The following is an 18,668-nucleotide window of genomic DNA, read 5'->3' on the forward strand; positions in this document are numbered from 1 at the left end:
GGCGAATTTACAAAATATAAAGTTTATTAACAGTCAGGGCTTTGTACAATTGTTATTTGGATATGTTCTAAATAATATTCCTGTCGCTGTTAACTTACAAGGCGGAAGGGATCAGTCACCATAAACACGCTCTAAAAAGTGCGATTATTAAGGGCTTCACTCAGCTATGATGTTCATTAAGCACGCAGATATTGATAACACGCGCAAACTGAATTTGTTCTGAAACCATTGCTTCGCTTAATAGCCATAAACATCCACATTGTGCGCTCTGATAGAGGTTATCTGGGCGGTTATCAAAAACTCTCCGGGTTAGGGGGCCGAAGTGTAAGGCAGCGGCGCAAACGTATAGCCTGCGTTACTCCAATGCTCTAAAGCCAGAGGCAGGGCATGTTCCAGCCTTTGGAACGCTTTTAAACTATCGTGAAAAAGCACTATTGATCCATCCTGTACATTCTTCAGCACATTTTGTAAAGCTTCTTCAGGCTTAAGGCTCATATCAAAGTCGCCGCTCAGTACGTCCCACATTACTATCTGCAGATCTGGACGGGCCTGTTTCAATAAACTTATTTGCCTGCGTTTTATACGACCGTACGGCGGGCGAAACAAAGGGGTGTTCAAGATCTTATCAGCCTGCAAAAAATTCTCTAGATATATTTGGTTATCAGTAGCCCATCCCTTAAGGTGGTTAAAGGTATGGTTTCCTATGGCATGGCCATCGTTTTTTACCTGCATAAAAATGTCGGGATGCTTGCGCACATTATCACCAATGCAAAAAAAAGTGGCTTTGGCATTGTACCTTTTTAAAATATTTAATACAAAAGGTGTAACAATGGGTATAGGGCCGTCGTCAAAAGTCAAATAAATACGACGGGTACCCGTTTTGGCGCCCCATATTAATTGAGGATACAGTTTTTTTAACCACCACGGAGTTTTTACCAGGTACATGCGTAAACGTAAAGGGGTTTAATATTAACCAAAAAATAGAGCTTGCAAAGTAATTACCAGTTACTTACAATTGTATACATTAATTATGAAACTAAACTTACAGATCACAAAAGTAACTATTGCTTGCTTCACATTACTTTCAACAGTTAACTTAACTGTAAAAGCACAAGAAGTTATCACCCTGCAAAAAGCCATTGACCTTGCCCTTGATCGCAACTTAACCATAAAACAAGCTAAACTTACCGAAGCGCTAAGCACCGAAGATTACAGGCAGGCTAAAAATAATTTGTTGCCAAACCTTTTTGTTAATTCGCAGGGATCGTACAATTTTGGCCGTGCTACCGACCAAACCAACCTGGCCATTAATAACGGCAGCTTTTTTTACAATACCAATTCCGCATCGGCACAGGTAACAGTTTTTCAGGGCGGGCAATTGCGTAACCAGATCATCCAGAACCGTTTGTTGCTTGATGCTGATAAATCAAACACCGCGAAGATAAAAAACGACCTGATATTGAGTGTTGTTACACAGTATTTAACCATTTTAACAAACCAGGACCTTGTAACCGCGGCTAAACAACAAATAGATATCTCGAAAATAGCGTTAGACCGGGCGCAAATAAGTTATGATGCAGGCAACCAAACCCTTGCCGACCTATCGCAGGCAAAAGCCCAGCAATCAACTGCAGAACTTAATTTAACAACCGCGCAGAATCAGCTGGATTTATCCCTGTTGATTTTGAAGCAATACATGGAGATGGATCCGCTAACACCGATAGAGGTTGAAAAACCTGATATCAGCAAGCTTACTGTAGCTACCGCTTACGATCCGCAAAATGTTTTAAACACAGCGCTTGCCATAAACCCGGATGTAGTGCTTGCGCAAACCCGCGAGAAAGCATATTTACAGGCTATAAAAATTGCCAAAGGCGGCTATTATCCAACCTTAAGTTTGTCAGGTTCGGTAGTAACGCAATACAGCAGCACCAGTAAAGCGCTGTTAGGCACGGTGCAGGGTTTTAATACGGTTAACGGAAATATAAACGGCGTACCTACCACCATAGACCTGCCTACCACAACCCCGGTGTTTGGCGGTACTACTTCATTTGCAACACAATTGAGTAATAACCTTAATCAGTCGGTTGGCTTTAACCTGCAGATACCTATATTTAACCGGTTTTTTACACGTACCGCAGTACGTAAGGCCAAGATCAATTACGAAAATGCCCAGGTATCTACCCAGTTGGCAAAAAATAATTTAAGCAAAACCATTATACAGGCAGTATTGGATGTACAGGCCGCCGAAAAGAAACGCCTGTCTATGCTGCAAACTTACAATGCCAATAAGGAAGCCTTTAACGTGATACAAGAGCGCTACAATGTTGGCCTGGTAAACTCGCTTGACTATAATACATCGCTCACTAATTTGAATAAATCGCAATTTGATTTGATACAGGCACAATACGAAGTTGTGTTCAGAAGCAAAGTAATTGACTATTATCTCGGAAATCCTATAACACTTTAAAAACACAAACAATCCTGAAATCATGGGAAAAACTACTAAATATATTCTGATAAGCCTTGGCGTACTGATCGTGCTCCTGATCATTGGCAAAGCAACCGGTATTATAGGTAAGCCGCAATTAACCCAGGTGGCTGTTGAAAAAGCAGAGAGCCGCGATATTAACGAAACTGTATCCGCAAGCGGTAAAATTAAACCGCATGTTGAGGTTAAAATCAGCCCGGAGGTATCGGGCGAGGTGGTGGAGTTGCCTATTAAAGAAGGCGACGTGGTGAAAAAAGGCCAATTGTTATGCCGTATTCGTCCGGACATTTTAAAGTCAGGTTACGACCGTGCCGTGGCTTCGTACAATACCCAAAAGGCAAGCGTTGGCAACTCTTCGCAGATGCTTAAACAGTCCGAGGCTACCTTTGCTAACCAGGCATCAATATACAAACGCAGCAAGGAACTTTTTGATAAAAAGGTTTTAACTGTTGCTGAGTTTGAACAGGCCAAAGCAAATTACGAAGGCGCAAAGGCCTCATTAGAGGCGGCAAGGCAAAACGTTGTGGGATCTAAATTTGGCTTAGAGCAGGCACAGGCATCTGTAAAAGAAGCGCAGGATAACCTGGCCAAGACAACCATTTACGCGCCGGTTGATGGCGTGGTATCAAAACTATCTATTGAGCAGGGCGAGCGTGTATTAGGTACCCAACAGTTTGCCGGTACCGAGATCATGACCATATCTGACCTGAGCAAAATGGATGTAAACGTTGATGTGAACGAGAATGACATTAACCGCATAGCTATTGGCAATCAATCGCAGATAGAGATCGACGCGTTTTTAGGAAAGAAATTTACAGGTGAGGTTATTGAAATAGGGAGCTCGGCAAATGTGGTAGGTACCAACGCCGACCAGGTTACTAATTTTACCGTGAAGGTGAGGATCACAGCGCAATCTTATATAGACCTGCTGAAGAAAAATGCAGAGAACCATTCGCCGTTTCGCCCGGGGTTGACCGCCACCGTTGATATACAAACCAATCACGTAAAAGCATTATCGGTGCCTATTCAATCGGTTACCACCCGCGACGAAAAGAAACCGGCTGCTACACAAGGCAATACACAAAACGACGACAAGAAAAGCACTATCTCCGCAGCCCCGTCAAAGGAATATGTATTTGTTTTGCAGGGTAATAAGGTTAAACAGGTTGAGGTAACTACCGGTATACAGGATGACACTTATATACAAATATTAAGCGGCCTTAAAGGTGGCGAAGATGTGATATCAGCACCATTCGCAGCTATATCTAAAACATTAAAAGACGGTATGCTGGTAGAAAAGGTTGATAAAGCTAAACTTTTTAATACCGACGCTAAGAAGTAATTTTCAGATAGACATTTTAGACAAAGGACAAAGGGCGAAAGACCTTTGTCCTTTTTTGTTTGCATGGTTGCCCCGGGGCGACTATCACATCATCCCCAAAGCAATCAGATGACAAGGCTTTTTATCTTCCGGCATTTGCCTTTTACCATCCAAATAATATTTCATTAATTTGTACCACCGGGAAAACCAATTGCCCGGCCGGGACATTTACTATTTAATGCTTAAGCAAAAAAACAAAATTGCCGTGGTGGGCGGCGGAAGCTGGGCCACCGCTAATATCAAGATGCTTACCGATAACGCCATTGAAAAAGAAATTTTTTGGTGGATGCGCAACGGTGAAGCTGTAGCGCACATTCATAAATTCGGGCATAACCCAAACTATCTAAGTTCGGTTGAAATACGGGTGCCCGCGCAACATATTTCTACCGATCTAAGGGCAATAGTACAGGTTGCAGATTTTGTACTTTTAAACGTACCTGCTGCCTTTCTGAAAGAGGCCCTGCGGGGTATCACCGCCGCCGATCTAAAAGGGAAAAAGGTAGTATCGGCAATTAAAGGTATAGTGCCCGACGAGAATAAAATTATAGGCGAATTTTTAAACGAACATTACGAAGTGCCGTTTAGCCATTTCCTGGTAATTAGCGGCCCGTGCCATGCCGAGGAGGTAGCCCTTGAGAAACTATCCTACCTTACCATCGCGTCGCAGGATACCGGCCTTGCCGCTGAGTTTGCCGGTATGCTGAACACCCGCTATATTAAAACCATTGTATCTGACGATATTTATGGCACCGAGTATGGTGCGGTATTAAAAAACATCTACGCTGTTGCAAGCGGTATTTGCCATGGCGTAGGGTATGGCGATAACTTCCAGTCGGTATTGATATCAAACGCCATACGCGAACTGGAGCGTTTTGTGAATGCGGTACACCCTATAGACAGAGATATCAAAGAATCGGCTTACCTGGGCGATCTGCTGGTAACTGCATACTCGCAGTTTAGCCGCAACCGCACCTTTGGCAATATGGTAGGGAAGGGTTACACCGTAAAATCGGCCCAGTTAGAAATGAACATGATAGCCGAAGGTTATTATGCAGTAAATTGCCTACACCAGGTAAATAAACAATATATGGTTGATATGCCTATTTGCGAGGCCGTTTACGCTATTTTGTACAAGAAAAGCCCACCTTTTATTGAAATGCAGAAACTGGCAGAGAAATTGAGTTAATTATTACAGTTACGAACCAAATTTTTTGCAGATGAAAAAGCTATTTAAAACCACCATGTTTGCCGCGGCCATGTTTGCTGCATCGGCAAGTTATGCGCAAACACATAAAGATACTACACTGGGCCAAAAGGTTGGCACCACCGCTAAAAAGGGATGGCATGCCACCAAGAAAGCAGCGAACGCCGTAGGCAACAAAACTGCCGAAGTGGCTTCAAAAGGGGCATCGGCCGTAGCAGATAAAAAATATGATGCAAAGGTTGGCCCACAGGGCCAAACCATTTACATAGATAAAAATTCGTACTATTATTACGTAAATAAAAAGGGGCACCATATTTATGTGCCAAAAGCTAAACTGGTTGATAAACCTGCCCACTAATATTATTTAACGCAGCCATTAGCTAACGGCTGCGTTTTTTATTACCTTATGCACTAAATGAAAAAATACATTTTAATATCGTATATTTTTTTCGCGGTGGCATTAATGATAACCGCCTGCGAAAAAAAGCAATCTAACACCATGTTGCAGGGCACCTGGAAATCAAAGGATGCCAACACCAGTCTTAAAATAACCGGTAAAAAATTTATTATGGATGGTGACGAGCAAAGCGCCGAGGATTATTTTGTAAAAGGAGATACCATTTTCACTTCTTTTGAAGGCAACCAGCCTTTTACAAAATTTGTTATACAAAAAGTTGATGAAAGCAACCTGATCTTGCTTTACCCCGACTCGGTGGTAGTGAACTTTAGCCGGTAAAACAAAAACCTCCCGTATGAAAAACAAACGAGAGGCTCTGTAAACAAAACTAAACTAAAACTATGCTTTCGGTTAACTACTCCGAAAGCTCTATGAAACTAACTAACTAACTAACTAAAATCTTCTGCGGCGTTCAGGGCGCTCCTCGCGGGGCCTTCCAGAGAAATCACGGAAACCGCCGCCGCTGTTCCTGTCCCTGTTAAAACCGCCTTCGCGGCGTCCGCCACCACTATTTCTATCCCGGTTGTAACCGCCGCCGCCTTCGCGCCTTTGGTAACCGCCTTCGCGCCTGTCGCCGCCGCTTCTAGGGCTGCTGGTGCCTTCGCCGGATACTTCTATCCTAACCTCACGGCCTTTAAACTCAACACCTTTAAAGTTATTCATCACCTGGTCAACGTCGCCGTTGTTTACCTCAAAGAAAGAGTAAACACCCTTAACATCAATTTTACCTACGGTGCGCCCGCTTATTTTGGTGTTGTTGCAAATGTAACCGAGCAGATCGCCGCGGTTAAACTCGTCAACACTGCCCAAATTGATAAACAAACGGGTATATTCTGACTTGCCACCTGAATCGCGCATGCCGCGTTCTCCTCTTTCACCATCCCTGCGGAAATCATCAGCCGGGGCGTTAAGGTCTGGTGCATTTTTATAATAATCTAAAAAGCGGTTAAACTCAAGCGACGCAAAACGTTTAATCACCTCTTCTTTATCAAGGTCTTTAAACTCATCCATAATACGCGGGATGTATTGCTCAATCTGGTCATCATTAACCGTTACATTATGCACTTTATGTACCAGTGCAAAAAGTTGTTTCTCGCAAACATCAAAACCTGTAGGTATTTCGGCTTTTACAAACTTTTTACCTATAACACGTTCTATCTGGCGAATTTTACCAAGCTCCTTACTGTTGATGATGGCGATAGATACACCTGTTTTACCTGCACGGGCTGTACGGCCGCTGCGGTGGGTGTAGTTTTCAATCTCATCAGGTAACGAGTAGTTAATAACGTGTGTAACATCATTAACATCAATACCACGTGCTGCAACATCGGTAGCAATTAACAATTGCAGGCTGCGTTCGCGGTAGCGTTTCATTACCTTGTCTCGTTGCTGCTGCGAAAGGTCGCCGTGTAAAGCATCGGCATTATAACCGTCTTTTATCAGCGATTCTGCAATTTCCTGAGTTTCTATCTTGGTGCGGCAAAATACTATACCAAATATCTCGGGGTTGTTATCAACAATGCGTTTAAAGGCCGCATATTTATCACGGGCACGTACAACGTAGTACTCATGATCGATATTGGCGTTACCTGTATTTTTTTCGCCCATGGTTAACTCAAACGGGTTATCCATGTATTTTTTTGCTATCCTTCTAACTTCAGAAGGCATAGTGGCCGAAAATAGCCATGTTTTTTTCTCGTCCGGAGTGGTAGATAAGATACTGTCAATGTCTTCCTGGAAGCCCATATTGAGCATCTCATCAGCCTCGTCTAATACTACATACTTAACCTGCGAAAAGTCTATCGCTTTGCGGTTAATAATGTCGAGCATACGGCCGGGTGTGGCAACAACTATCTGCACGCCGCGTTTTATCTGGCGTAACTGATCCTGGATGCTGGCACCGCCATAAACGGCAACAACGTGCACGTTGTTCATTTTTTTGGCGTAGTTCTTAATGTCGTTCGTGATCTGTAAACAAAGTTCACGTGTTGGGCATAAAACAAGCGCCTGCGGATGATTTTCTTCGAAATCGAGCAGTTCTAATAGCGGCAGTCCAAAAGCAGCTGTTTTACCGGTCCCTGTTTGGGCTAATCCGACAAAATCGTTGCTGCCTGTTAACAATACCGGAATTGACTGTTCCTGGATTGGTGTAGGATTTTCAAATCCTAACTCAGTGATGGCATTAACAATATCATGACGGATTCCCAGTTGAATAAATGGGTTCATGAATTAAAATAACGTATTTGGCTACATCGCCAAATCGGGTGCAAAAGTACAACTAATAATTTACAATTCAAATACTGATTTTTTAATTTTTAACAGAACCTAAAGGTTGACGGTGTTTTATCGTAATTAGCTTAAAATCAATAAGTTTTTGTGGCGATGGCTGACGTGTTAGTGTAAGCAGTACATATCCCATGTTTAGCGCACAATGAAAGGGAGAGCGTTACAGTGGAATAAATGATATTGGTTTATTTCGGGCGTGGCCGCTAGCAATCAACCGGGTTGATATGTAAAATTTTTAGGATGATAGACCCGTCATACAGTTCGGTTGAAAAGAAAAAGTATATTTGAGAATGGATATCCATACGGAAAAACTAAGTTTATTACGGAGGCTTAAGGGCACTGTAAAAGGCGCGGACATTTTTAACTCACCGCAACTACAAACCAAAGCATTTGCCTTGTCAAACTCAACTTTGCTGAGTTCTGATTAAAAAGACGCAATAAATCCCAAATCAAAAATCCGCGATAAAGTGCTTGATCCTAAAGTATTAATGACCATTAAGGATTTGCCGTTACTGGCGAAAACGGTTATTGATGGATTTATGATAGGGTTTAATAAAAGTACGGTAAAAGGCCCGGGGCTCGAATTTAGCCAGTACCGCAGCTACCAGCCCGGCGACGACCTGCGCTGGCTGGACTGGCGCATGTTTGCCCGCAGCGACAGATATTACATCCGCGAATCGGAAATAGAAACAAGTATCTCTGTAAGGTTTTTGGTAGATGCCAGCGCATCTATGAATCATGATGATAACGGTATAAAAAAGATAGATTATGCCAAATTCCTGACTGCATCATTAGCCTACCTGGCTAATTTGCAGGGCGATTCGGTAGCGTTGAATGTGTTTCAGAATGGTTCTCTTTTTTCGATGCCATCAAAACCCGATCCGCAGCATTTACAGCGACTGTTTTATCATTTGCAACAAGTTGATCCTGCAGGAACGTTCACTAAGCCGGTACATTATAAAGAGCTTTTTGCCGGTACGGGACGTAAGGAACTGCTGGTATTTATAACGGACATGTACCAGGCCGATGGCGAAATAAATGCGTTGCTTAATACGCTGGCGGCGTTAAAACATGAGATAATTGTGTTTCACCTGATGGGGCAGAACGAGCTTGATTTTGATTTTAAGGGCTTTTCTACACTTGAAGACCTTGAGACCGGCGAAACCATACAAGTAAACACCCAACGTGCGGGCCTGCTCTATCACGAAAAACTGCAGGAACACCTGGCAGCTATAAAAACTAATTTAACAGGTAAGCGAATTGCCTATAAAATGATAAGCACCGCACAGCCGTTAGACGAAGCGCTAAAAGAGTTTTTAGTTCAGCGTAAAAAAGGATTGTGATGGAATTTGTAAACCCTTTGAATAAAAAAATAAAACCCCTCCCTTTCGGAATGGGTTTAGGAGGGTCTGCATGCAGTTTTTAAGCCCCATATGGTTTTTTGCGCTGGCAGCAATAAGCATCCCGGTTATCATTCACCTGTGGAATGTGCGCCCGGGCAAAACGCTTAAGGTGGGCAGTATATCGCTCATAACCGAAGCCTCAAAAAGTACCCGTCGCAGTTTCAGGCTGCTGGATATCTTGTTGCTGGTACTCCGCTGCCTGCTGCTGGGGCTGCTGGCTTTGCTGCTGGCATCGCCGTTTTGGCAAAAGCATGCTTCGGCAAAAATTGAAAAAGGCTGGCTGCTTATCCCCAGGGAAAACTTTAAAGAAACATACAAAAAATTTAAGCCCGCTATCGATTCGTTAACTAAAGCAGGGTACGGCTTTCATTATTTTAACAATGGTTTTGCAGGTGCCGATCTGAATAACATATTAGCAGATACGGCCTTAAAAGACACCGCCGCCAAAAGCAACTACTGGGGTTTGATAAAGGCTTTAGACAGGCGGCTTTCAGGGGCCACGCCGGTTTATATATTTACACCCAATGGCATCGGGCATTTTAAGGGCGACAGACCGCAGGTTGACCTGAACCTGCATTGGCAAACCTATACTGTGGCCGATTCGTTAAGCCGATGGATAGCCTCGGCATGGTTAACTAATAGCGGAACTATTCGTGTAACCGTTGGCAATAGCAGCCCGGCGGGTACAATTTACGCCGGGCAGGTATTGCAAAGCGGGGGCAACCGCGATATTGCTGTTACCATGCAAAACGGGCAGCCCTTTGTAAGCTTAAAGGAAAAAAGCCAAATGCAAGTAGCTGTGGACACTGCCATGCAACGTATGGCCATTTACACGGATAAACACACCGTAGACGCGAATTATTTAAAAGCAGCATTGCTGGCGGCGATTAACTTCAGCGGGCAAAAAGCCGTTGTAAATCAATATTCCAGCGCTGCGAAAATACCTGCCGGGCAAAACTGGGTGTTTTGGTTATCCGAACAGGCATTAAGCGGCGGGGCTAAAAGCGGTGAAAATATTTTCAGGTACCAGGCCGGTAAACCTGCTGATGTAAACTCGTGGATAGATCCGGGGCATATCACGCTGGCAAAACGCTTAGAACCGTTAAGCCAGACAGAAACTATCTGGAAGGATGGTTTTGGCAAACCTGTTTTGGGTTTTGATGGCCGCACCTATAATTTTTACAGCCGTTTTAACCCCCTTTGGAACGATGTGGTTTGGAGCGATGAGTTCCCGGCGATGATATTAAAACTTATCAGCAATAAAACGGTTAGCCAACCCGCTGCGTACGATAAGCGTATAGTAGATAATGCGCAGTTGCAGCCCATTATTAAAAAGGAGAACAAAGTGATAACATCACCTAAAGCTACGGCGCAAACCAGCCTGTCGCGTTATTTTTGGTTATTACTGGTTGGGCTGTTTATAGCGGAGCGCGTTGTCTCGCACGCAAAAAAACAAACAAACAATGGCTGAACACGGCGGAATACATAAGATACAAAGCCTGCGCCGACGCTGGGTAGTTTACCACGTGCTGGAAGATGTGCTGCTGTCTTTGTACGCGGGGCTTTACGTTGGGGCGCTGGTGTATTACCTGTTGTCGCCATCGTTGCTGTGGGGAATTATTACATTCCCACTGGTTCTTGCCGTAATGTTGGCGGTTAACCGGCCATGGCACGTGAGCGATGAAAAAATAGCAAGCTTTTTGAACAAGGAATATCCTGAATTGCAGGAGAGCAGCCAATTGCTGTTACTGCCTGCCGAACAGCTAAATCCTTTACAGGTTATTGCATCGTCCAAAACATCTGCTGTTTTAGCCGGGTTAAAAATATCGCATAAGCCTTTTGCCAGGCGTTTGGTTGTGGCATTTGTGTCGCTTATGGTAGCCACCGGTTTAATATGGGCGCTCGGCAAAATATTTCATATCGAAAGGATATTTTACGGGCCAAATCGTGCGGTTGCGGTTTGCGGCCCGGCCCCATTGCCCGAGGTGATTTTACCGCAAATAAGCGATGTAGAAGTTACCGTTACCCCGCCCGCATATACCGGCAGGCCTAAGCGGATGCAGGATAAATTCAATTTGGTAACTGAGCAAGATGCGCGGGTTGAATGGCATATTAAAACGAACGTTGCGATAAAAAAAGGGTTATTAATCTTCAATAACAAGGAAAAAATAAATTTAATAAGCAAAAGTAAACATACCGAATGGTATGCTTCTTCTGTTCTTCACACACCCGGCTTTTATCAGGTTAGTATCGACGGTAAATTATCCGAGTTGTATTATGTACAGTTGGTTAAAGATAACCCGCCGGTAATACGCATTAAGTCACCAAAACAGTATACATATATAGATGCGGGCGAGGCGCCAAAAATTAATATCAGCGCCACGATAACCGATCAATATGGTGTGACTAACGTATCCATCATGGCTACGGTAGCGAAGGGCAGGGGCGAGGGGGTTAAGTTTAAAGAGTATACGTTAACATTTCCGCAGGGGTTTAACGCGCAAAGTCCGTTATACGATGTTCAGAAACTGGTTAACCTGCCCGCTCTTAACATGGAACCGGGCGACCAGCTTTATTTTTACGTGCAAGCCCATGATACCCATAAGCAGTTAAGCCGTACCGATGTTTATACCGTAAGTTTACAAGATACCGCCGAATTGCTAAGCATGAACGGGATGCTTACGGGGGTAAACCTTAAACCGGAGTTTTTCAGGAGCGAGCGGCAGATCATCATTGATGCGCAGCAATTGCTTAAAGATAAGGACAGCATCAGCGTAGAACGGTTTAACGCACGCAGTAACGACCTGGGTATTGACCAAAAGCTGCTGCGGCTGCGCTATGGTAAATTTTTAGGCGAGGAAGGCGAGGACGCTATTGGCACTCCGGATGATGAAGCGGCGGATCCTGCCGACTTCAGCAATGCCAAAAAGATACTGAAAGAATATACCGACGACCATGATAACGCCGAAGATGCCGGATTTTTTGAACCTGAGGTAAAGGCCCAGCTGAAGGCCACCCTCACCGAAATGTGGAAGGCCGAACTACAGCTTCGCCTTTATAAACCGCAGGCAGCATTGCCGTTTGCTTACAAAGCGCTGCGCCTGCTCAAAGATCTGCAGCAGAAATCCAGATCGTACGTTGCTAAAACCGCCTATAAACCTACCCCTTTAAAGTTGGAAAAGCGGCTTAGCGGCGAACTTGATAAAGTTATACAGCCAGTGACCCGGCAGGATATAAAACCCCCGGCCGATAAACAGGAAGCCCTAAAAAAAGCCGTAAGCGTTTTGGAGGCATTAAAGTTAAACCCTGTATTAAATGCCACCGGCAGGCGTGCGCTGCAAGTGGCTGATCAGCAATTAAGTATGCAGGCGTCTGCCCGGCCGGGCGCTTATCTGCCGGCGTTGAATGCCATGCGCAGGATATTATCATCCTCAAACGCTAATATCAATGATGTTAATGCTGTTGAAGTCGTTCTGCAAAAAACCTTGGGCGCACTTAAAACGCTGCCCTCTTCCGGACAGGAACCCGCGGATATGGGCCTGTCAAAACAGTATTATAAAAATCTAAAACAAGCAAACCGTTGATGCAGGCCAACTGGACATATATCGTATTAACGCTTTGCGTTTTGCAGGCCGCAGTTTTTGCGTGGCAGGAGTACAGGCGTGTTAATAAGCGGAATTTAACGTTGCGCATGCTGGCGGTAATTGCGGCGGTGGCGGCATTGGCTTGCATTGCCTTGCCCATTGGCTATACCGGCAATGTTGCCAAAATGGCTAAGCATAAAACCATCTTGCTGACAGATGGCTTTAATGACGACAGCCTAAGCGCGGTCGATTCCAACATCGTTACTACAGAGGTAAATGTTAAACAAGCATATCCCCGGGCTAAGCTGATAAACAGTACAGATGAGCTGAGCAGAAACAACCAGCTGCATATTTACGGTTACGGCTTAAGTCGCGCCGGTTTGCTGGAACTGGACAGCTTACCGTTTATATTCCACCCGGCAAGTTTACCTGGGGGTGTTAGTCACATAAGCTGGAGCAACCACCTGAAAGCGGGCGACGCAATGCAGGTTCAGGGTGTTTACAACAATCCGTCTTCAAAAAAAGTAAAACTGGTTTTAAAGGGATTGAATACCGGCTTGGATTCAGTAACGCTGGCCCCAAAAGCGCAAACCACATTTAATCTGAGCACGGTTCCTAAAACAACCGGGAAAATAGTATTTACGTTGCATGCAGATACAAGCTTACAAGGTTACATACCTGTGGAAATTACATCCACTGAACCACTTAAGGTATTAATGCTGTCGGCTTCGCCGGATTTTGAAACCAGGTTTTTAAAGAACTGGTTAACCCAAAACGGCTATGCAGTTGCCTTGCGCGCGGCCATTAGTAAGAATAAGTATAACAGCGAATACATCAATATCGACAAATTGAGCCTTGAAAGGCTATCAACCCAAACGCTCGGAAAATTTGATGTGGTTATGGGAGATCTTTCAGTTTTCAGCAGTTTAAGTCCCGGTGAAACCGATGCGCTGAAACAACAGGTAGCTGATAAAGGTTTAGGGCTTATTGTTCGTTCCGACAGCGCCGGTAAGGCCTCTTGGCTGCAAAAGCAGTTTGCAGTGGATAAGCCGTCGGGAAAGGAACCAGCACCTGCCCAACTTATTATCGATGGTAAAAAGAGCGCCGTTAAGCTAAGCTACGGGCCATCGCATATTATTTATCAGGACGGCACTTTGCCGCTGGTAAAAACCACCCAGGGCGGGGTATTGTCAAGCAGCGCCCTGTTTGGCTCTGGCAAAATTATTTTCACCACGTTAAACAATACGTTCAGCTGGATGCTTGCCGGAAGCAAGCGAGATTATACGGCATTATGGTCGGCATTGCTTAGCAAGGCGGCGCGTAAGGATAATGTGGTGAAAAATAACGTCGAATTTTCCGGGTTGCCGTTTGTTAACCACCCTGTTCTATTGCATGTTGCGCGGGGTAAAGCATCACCTATAACTGTTAACGGGCAAACCGTGGCATCGGTACAAAACGCTGATATTCCTTTTGAGTACAACGCCATGTACTGGCCCCCATCAGCAGGATGGCAAAATATGGAAGAGAATGGACGTTTGAGCGCGTGGTATGCCTACGCCGAAAATAATTGGAAAGCAGTACAGGCGGCGGATAAAATATCGGCAACAAAAAAATACGCGGGCGAACACAAAATAACCGATATTGTAACAAAACAGATACATCAAAAAGTTCGGATTGAGGTACCGAAAATATATTTTTATATCCTATTGCTTGCCGCCTGTACATTTTTATGGGTAGAGGCTAAGCTATCGTAATATTATACCGCCCAGCTGACCGGGCCTATTAAATCAATTGGAGGATACACTTTGAGAAGAAGAGACTTTATTTACTTAACGGGCTTTGGCGCCGGGGCTATGATGCTGCCGTCGTTAGATGGCTTTGGTAAAAACATTGATGCGCAGCAGGCACTTGAGGGTGTTGATGTACGCATTAAAAAAGAGCTGGCCGACGCGGGCCTTAACGCCGCGAAAGGTGCTGGTGCAAGCTACGCTGATGTGCGCATTGGCCGCTACTTAAACCAGTTTGTAATAACCCGCGAAAACCGGGTGCTAAATGTAGCCAACACCGAATCGTACGGAGTGGGCATCCGCGTTATAGCCAACGGCTGCTGGGGTTTTGCCGCTACAAACGAGGTAACTAAAGAAGGTATTGCCAAAACCGCTAAACGTGCAGTTGCTGTTGCCAAGGCCAACGCCAAGTTAGGCAGCGCGCCGGTACAGCTTGCCCCGCAAAAAGGCTACGGCGAGGTAAGCTGGAAAACCCCTATCGAAAAAAATGCTTTTGAGGTACCTATTAAGGAAAAGGTTGACTTGCTGCTGGGCGCCAATGCCGCGGCTATTTCAACCGGTGCCGATTTTGTAAACTCCATGATATTTGCGGTGAACGAGCAAAAGTATTTTGCATCTACCGATGGCTCGTATATCGACCAGGATATTCATCGTATTTACCCCAACTTTACCGTTACAAAAAGAGATGTGGCGCAAAATGCTTTTGAAACACGCCGCTCTTTAAGTTCCCCCATGGGTATGGGTTATGAATACTTGATCCCTTCTGCATCTGAAAAGGTCACCGGTATTACCACCCGCTATAAAAAGCGCTATGATATGCTGGAGGATATAAAATATGCCACCAAACAAGCTGCAGAAAAGATCTCCTCAAAGTCTGTCGACCCGGGTAAATATGACCTGGTGCTCGATCCGAGCCACCTTTGGTTGACCATTCATGAATCGGTAGGGCACCCAACCGAGTTGGACCGAGTGCTGGGCTACGAGGCCAACTTTGCCGGTACCAGTTTCCTTACGTTGGATAAATGGAAAAGCGGCAAATTCAACTTCGGCAGCAAACAGGTAAATATCGTTGGCGATAAAACGCAGGTGGGCTCGCTCGGCGCCGTGGGTTATGATGACGAAGGCGTCGCCTGTAAAAAATGGGATATTATTAAAGACGGCACCCTGGTAAATTACCAGGCCATTCGCGACCAGGCACATATCATCGGGCTTAAGGAATCGCAGGGGTGCTGCTACGCGCAAAGCTGGCAGGATGTGCAGTTTCAGCGTATGCCGAACGTATCATTACAGCCCGGCAAGGCCGCGCTAAGCGTTGATGATATGATCAAAAATGTTGAAAAAGGGATTTACATCATTGGCGACGGTTCATTCTCTATCGACCAGCAGCGCTACAATTTCCAGTTTGGCGGGCAGCTATTTTACGAGATAAAAGACGGTAAAATTGCAGGTATGCTTAATAATGTAGCTTACCAGGCCAACACCCAGGAGTTCTGGAACTCATGCGCACAGGTATGCGACGACCGCGATTACCGTTTGGGCGGATCGTTTAACGACGGAAAGGGACAGCCAAGCCAAAGCAGCGCGGTATCACATGGCTCATCAACAGCAAGGTTTAACGGTGTTAATGTAATCAACACCAAAAGAAAGATCGGATAACATATGCCTATATATACTAAAGAACAAGCACAGGCTTTATTAAAGAAGGTGCTCAGCTATTCAAAAGCGGAGGAGTGTGAAGTAAACCTTGGCGGCAGCGAAGGCGGGAATGTACGTTACGCGCTTAACGCGGTTTCAACCGCCGGCGATATCAGCACAGTTGGCCTTAGCGTAACCTCGGTTTATGGCAAAAAAGCAGGCTCGGCCACTATCGACCAGTTTGACGATGCTTCGTTAGAGCGTGTTGTGCGCCGGTCGGAAGAGTTGGCGCAGCTGGCCCCCGAAAATTCGGAATACATGCCGATGTTGGGCCCATCCGATTTTAAAGAAGCGATAACATACAATGCAAATACCGCCGCCATGACGCCCGAAAGCCGTGCCGAAATGGTGGGTAAAAGCTTAGAGGTTACCAGGCAAGCTAAACTGTTTGCGGCAGGCTTCCTCGAAAACTCCACTGGTTTTAGCGCGGTTATGAACTCGAAAGGGTTATTTGCCTATAACAAAAGCAGTGATGTCACCTTCTCTGTTACTACCCGTAACGAGGGCGGCACCATATCCGGCTATGCGGCCCGCGGTTTTACCGACGTATCTAAACTGGATACCGCCTCGGCAACGCGCGTGGCTTGTATGAAAGCCAATGCTTCGGCCGGCGCAAGAGCTATTGAGCCGGGGAAATATACCGTGATACTGGAGCCTGTTGCGGCTACCTATATGCTCGAAAATATGTTCCGTTTTGATGCGCGAAGCGCTGAAGAAGGCCGTAGCTTTTTAAGTAAAAAAGGCGGCGGCACCCGTTTGGGCGAACAACTGGTGGACCCTAAGGTGACCATTTACTCTGATCCGTTCAATCCCGACCTGCCAGGCTCAACATGGGGAGGCGACGGACAACCACGCGAAAAAACCGTTTGGATTGACAAGGGCGTAGTAAAAAATCTTTCGTACTCGCGCTTTTGGGCGCAGAAAAAAGGCGTAGCACCTTTGCCCGGCCCAAGCAATATAATTATGGAAGGCGGCGATGCTACCCTGGAAGACCTGATAAAAAGCACCGAAAAAGGCATCCTGGTTTCGAGGTTATGGTACATCCGCATGGTCGATCCGCAATCGCTGCTGTTAACCGGGCTTACCCGCGACGGTACGTTTTATATCGAGAACGGCAAGATCATGTTCCCGGTAAAAAACTTCAGGTTTAACGAGAGCCCGGTGATTATGCTGAACAACCTGGAAGCCCTTGGCAAAACAGAACGCAGCATAAGCGTAGAAAGCTACCGCAGCTACATGATACCGCCTATGAAAATACGCGACTTTACCTTCAGTTCGCTGTCAGACGCGGTTTAATACCCCGTTGCAACATAAATACCAAACGCCATTGCCAAAAGTAGTGGCGTTTTTGTTTATTTGCAGCCCCAAAACTTTTATCATGCGAAATTTCCCTGTTAGCAGTTCAATCCTTTCGGCCACTCATATTGGTTTATTTTTGCAAGATAAGTATGGCTTTGCTACGCACGCTATCTGCAAATTGCTTAAAACCGGCATCAATCATAGCTATTTACTAACAGATGGGCGTAGCAAACATGTTTTTAGATTATACAGCCTAAGCTGGCGTAGACACACGGAAATAACAGAAGAACTAAGGTTGTTGAATCTGCTTCGCGATGCCGGCGTTTCAGTTTCCTACCCTGTAAAAGACAAGGCTGATGCATATATCCAGCAATTGAATGCGCCCGAAGGCACACGTTTTGGTGTACTGTTTTCTTTTGCCGAAGGAGAAAAGCTGCTGAATTTTGATGCCAGTATGCATTTTAAAGTTGGCGAAACAATGGCCCGCATACACCAGGTAACACACAATATCCAATTGCAAAGGGTTAACTATACACCCCAGGTTTTACTGATAGATGCTTTTGAGAAATTGAAAGGTTTTTTATCAAGCGATACCGAAGAAATGCAATGGATGGTATCAACGCAAAAATATCTTTTGAACGAGATTAGCAGAGCCGACACCAACCAATTAAGAAAAGGCGTAACGCACATGGATATCTGGTTCGATAATTTTAACATCACCAGAGAGGGTAACGTTACGCTGTTCGATTTTGATTTTTGCGGCAATGGCTGGCTTTGTTATGATATTGCTTACTATATTTTGCAGTTGCACAGCACCGAAAAGGTTGAAGCCGAACGCGACGGTAAGCAAAAAAGCTTTTTAACCGGGTACCAATCCGTAACGCCAATAAGCGCCGAAGAGATGCGCCTGTTACCGGCGCTTGGGGTAAGCATGTATTTTTTTTACCTGGGCATACAGTGCGAGCGGTTTGATAATTGGTCGAACGTGTTTTTAAACGAAACGTATTTAAAACGTTATATTAATTTGCTGGTAAAAAAATACTTCCACGAAAACGTTCTGAAGGGTAATAATGTTAATTAG

The 18,668-nt window shown here is 45.0% G+C and carries 14 protein-coding genes; 12 read left to right on the forward strand and 2 right to left on the reverse strand.

The annotated features are described in order from the left end of the window. Positions 1-309 precede the first annotated feature (309 nt). Positions 310-945: a polysaccharide deacetylase family protein gene (locus tag GWR56_RS07960; protein ID WP_162430591.1), complete on the reverse strand. Its 636-nt coding sequence runs from the start codon at positions 943-945 to the stop codon at positions 310-312. A gap of 85 nt (positions 946-1,030) precedes the next feature. Here GWR56_RS07960 and GWR56_RS07965 point away from each other — a divergent pair, with 85 nt between their 5' ends. The 5 genes from GWR56_RS07965 to GWR56_RS07985 all read left to right on the forward strand — a co-directional run bounded on the left by GWR56_RS07965 (position 1,031) and on the right by GWR56_RS07985 (position 5,812). After that, positions 1,031-2,470 carry a TolC family protein gene (locus GWR56_RS07965; protein WP_162430592.1) on the forward strand — a complete coding sequence of 480 codons (1,440 nt, stop codon included), beginning with the start codon at positions 1,031-1,033 and terminating at the stop codon, positions 2,468-2,470. 22 nt (positions 2,471-2,492) lie between these two features. Next, a complete protein-coding gene (locus GWR56_RS07970) occupies positions 2,493-3,833 on the forward strand; it encodes an efflux RND transporter periplasmic adaptor subunit (protein ID WP_162430593.1) in 1,341 nt (446 codons plus the stop codon). A 217-nt stretch (positions 3,834-4,050) separates the two neighbouring features. Then, positions 4,051-5,058: an NAD(P)H-dependent glycerol-3-phosphate dehydrogenase gene (locus GWR56_RS07975; protein ID WP_162430594.1), complete on the forward strand. Its 1,008-nt coding sequence runs from the start codon at positions 4,051-4,053 to the stop codon at positions 5,056-5,058. A 31-nt stretch (positions 5,059-5,089) separates the two neighbouring features. After that, positions 5,090-5,434, forward strand: a complete 345-nt coding sequence (locus GWR56_RS07980; protein ID WP_202925392.1) for a hypothetical protein — start codon at positions 5,090-5,092, stop codon at positions 5,432-5,434. A gap of 57 nt (positions 5,435-5,491) precedes the next feature. Continuing rightward, complete coding sequence (locus tag GWR56_RS07985) at positions 5,492-5,812, forward strand: hypothetical protein (protein WP_162430595.1); 321 nt, start codon at positions 5,492-5,494, stop codon at positions 5,810-5,812. A 114-nt stretch (positions 5,813-5,926) separates the two neighbouring features. On the opposite strand, the gene GWR56_RS07990 is transcribed toward GWR56_RS07985, so the two are convergent. Beyond that, positions 5,927-7,759: a DEAD/DEAH box helicase gene (locus GWR56_RS07990; protein WP_162430596.1), complete on the reverse strand. Its 1,833-nt coding sequence runs from the start codon at positions 7,757-7,759 to the stop codon at positions 5,927-5,929. A gap of 548 nt (positions 7,760-8,307) precedes the next feature. Between GWR56_RS07990 and GWR56_RS07995 the strand changes: the two genes are divergently transcribed. From GWR56_RS07995 to GWR56_RS08025, 7 genes are all read left to right on the forward strand, one after another. Then, the gene (locus GWR56_RS07995) at positions 8,308-9,162 is read left to right on the forward strand and encodes a DUF58 domain-containing protein (protein WP_162430597.1); all 855 of its coding nucleotides are present in this window, start codon (positions 8,308-8,310) and stop codon (positions 9,160-9,162) included. Between the two features lie 70 nt (positions 9,163-9,232). After that, a complete protein-coding gene (locus tag GWR56_RS08000; RefSeq protein ID WP_162430598.1) occupies positions 9,233-10,693 on the forward strand; it encodes a BatA domain-containing protein in 1,461 nt (486 codons plus the stop codon). Continuing rightward, positions 10,686-12,806, forward strand: coding sequence for a DUF4175 family protein (locus GWR56_RS08005; protein ID WP_162430599.1), 2,121 nt, complete (start codon positions 10,686-10,688; stop codon positions 12,804-12,806). Before GWR56_RS08000 ends, GWR56_RS08005 begins: the two co-directional genes overlap by 8 nt. Continuing rightward, positions 12,806-14,560: a hypothetical protein gene (locus GWR56_RS08010; protein ID WP_162430600.1), complete on the forward strand. Its 1,755-nt coding sequence runs from the start codon at positions 12,806-12,808 to the stop codon at positions 14,558-14,560. Before GWR56_RS08005 ends, GWR56_RS08010 begins: the two co-directional genes overlap by 1 nt. Positions 14,561-14,611: 51 nt before the next feature. Then, positions 14,612-16,249, forward strand: a complete 1,638-nt coding sequence (locus GWR56_RS08015; protein WP_162430601.1) for a TldD/PmbA family protein — start codon at positions 14,612-14,614, stop codon at positions 16,247-16,249. A gap of 3 nt (positions 16,250-16,252) precedes the next feature. Beyond that, entirely contained in the window at positions 16,253-17,584 is a 1,332-nt protein-coding gene (locus GWR56_RS08020; RefSeq protein ID WP_162430602.1) for a TldD/PmbA family protein, read from the forward strand. A gap of 82 nt (positions 17,585-17,666) precedes the next feature. After that, the gene (locus GWR56_RS08025) at positions 17,667-18,668 is read left to right on the forward strand and encodes a phosphotransferase (RefSeq protein WP_162430603.1); all 1,002 of its coding nucleotides are present in this window, start codon (positions 17,667-17,669) and stop codon (positions 18,666-18,668) included.

The sequence above is a fragment of the Mucilaginibacter sp. 14171R-50 genome (assembly GCF_010093045.1).
In the GTDB taxonomy this organism is placed as follows: Bacteria; Bacteroidota; Bacteroidia; order Sphingobacteriales; family Sphingobacteriaceae; genus Mucilaginibacter.

Coding starts and splice junctions, on each gene's coding strand:
- GWR56_RS07985 (WP_162430595.1), top strand. CDS start 5,492: ATGAAAAAATACATTTTAATATCGTATATTTTTTTCGCGGTGGCATTA.
- GWR56_RS08020 (WP_162430602.1), top strand. CDS start 16,253: ATGCCTATATATACTAAAGAACAAGCACAGGCTTTATTAAAGAAGGTG.
- GWR56_RS07995 (WP_162430597.1), top strand. CDS start 8,308: ATGACCATTAAGGATTTGCCGTTACTGGCGAAAACGGTTATTGATGGA.
- GWR56_RS08005 (WP_162430599.1), top strand. CDS start 10,686: ATGGCTGAACACGGCGGAATACATAAGATACAAAGCCTGCGCCGACGC.
- GWR56_RS07970 (WP_162430593.1), top strand. CDS start 2,493: ATGGGAAAAACTACTAAATATATTCTGATAAGCCTTGGCGTACTGATC.
- GWR56_RS07990 (WP_162430596.1), bottom strand. CDS start 7,759: ATGAACCCATTTATTCAACTGGGAATCCGTCATGATATTGTTAATGCC.
- GWR56_RS08025 (WP_162430603.1), top strand. CDS start 17,667: ATGCGAAATTTCCCTGTTAGCAGTTCAATCCTTTCGGCCACTCATATT.
- GWR56_RS07960 (WP_162430591.1), bottom strand. CDS start 945: ATGTACCTGGTAAAAACTCCGTGGTGGTTAAAAAAACTGTATCCTCAA.
- GWR56_RS07965 (WP_162430592.1), top strand. CDS start 1,031: ATGAAACTAAACTTACAGATCACAAAAGTAACTATTGCTTGCTTCACA.
- GWR56_RS08010 (WP_162430600.1), top strand. CDS start 12,806: ATGCAGGCCAACTGGACATATATCGTATTAACGCTTTGCGTTTTGCAG.
- GWR56_RS08000 (WP_162430598.1), top strand. CDS start 9,233: ATGCAGTTTTTAAGCCCCATATGGTTTTTTGCGCTGGCAGCAATAAGC.
- GWR56_RS07975 (WP_162430594.1), top strand. CDS start 4,051: ATGCTTAAGCAAAAAAACAAAATTGCCGTGGTGGGCGGCGGAAGCTGG.
- GWR56_RS07980 (WP_202925392.1), top strand. CDS start 5,090: ATGAAAAAGCTATTTAAAACCACCATGTTTGCCGCGGCCATGTTTGCT.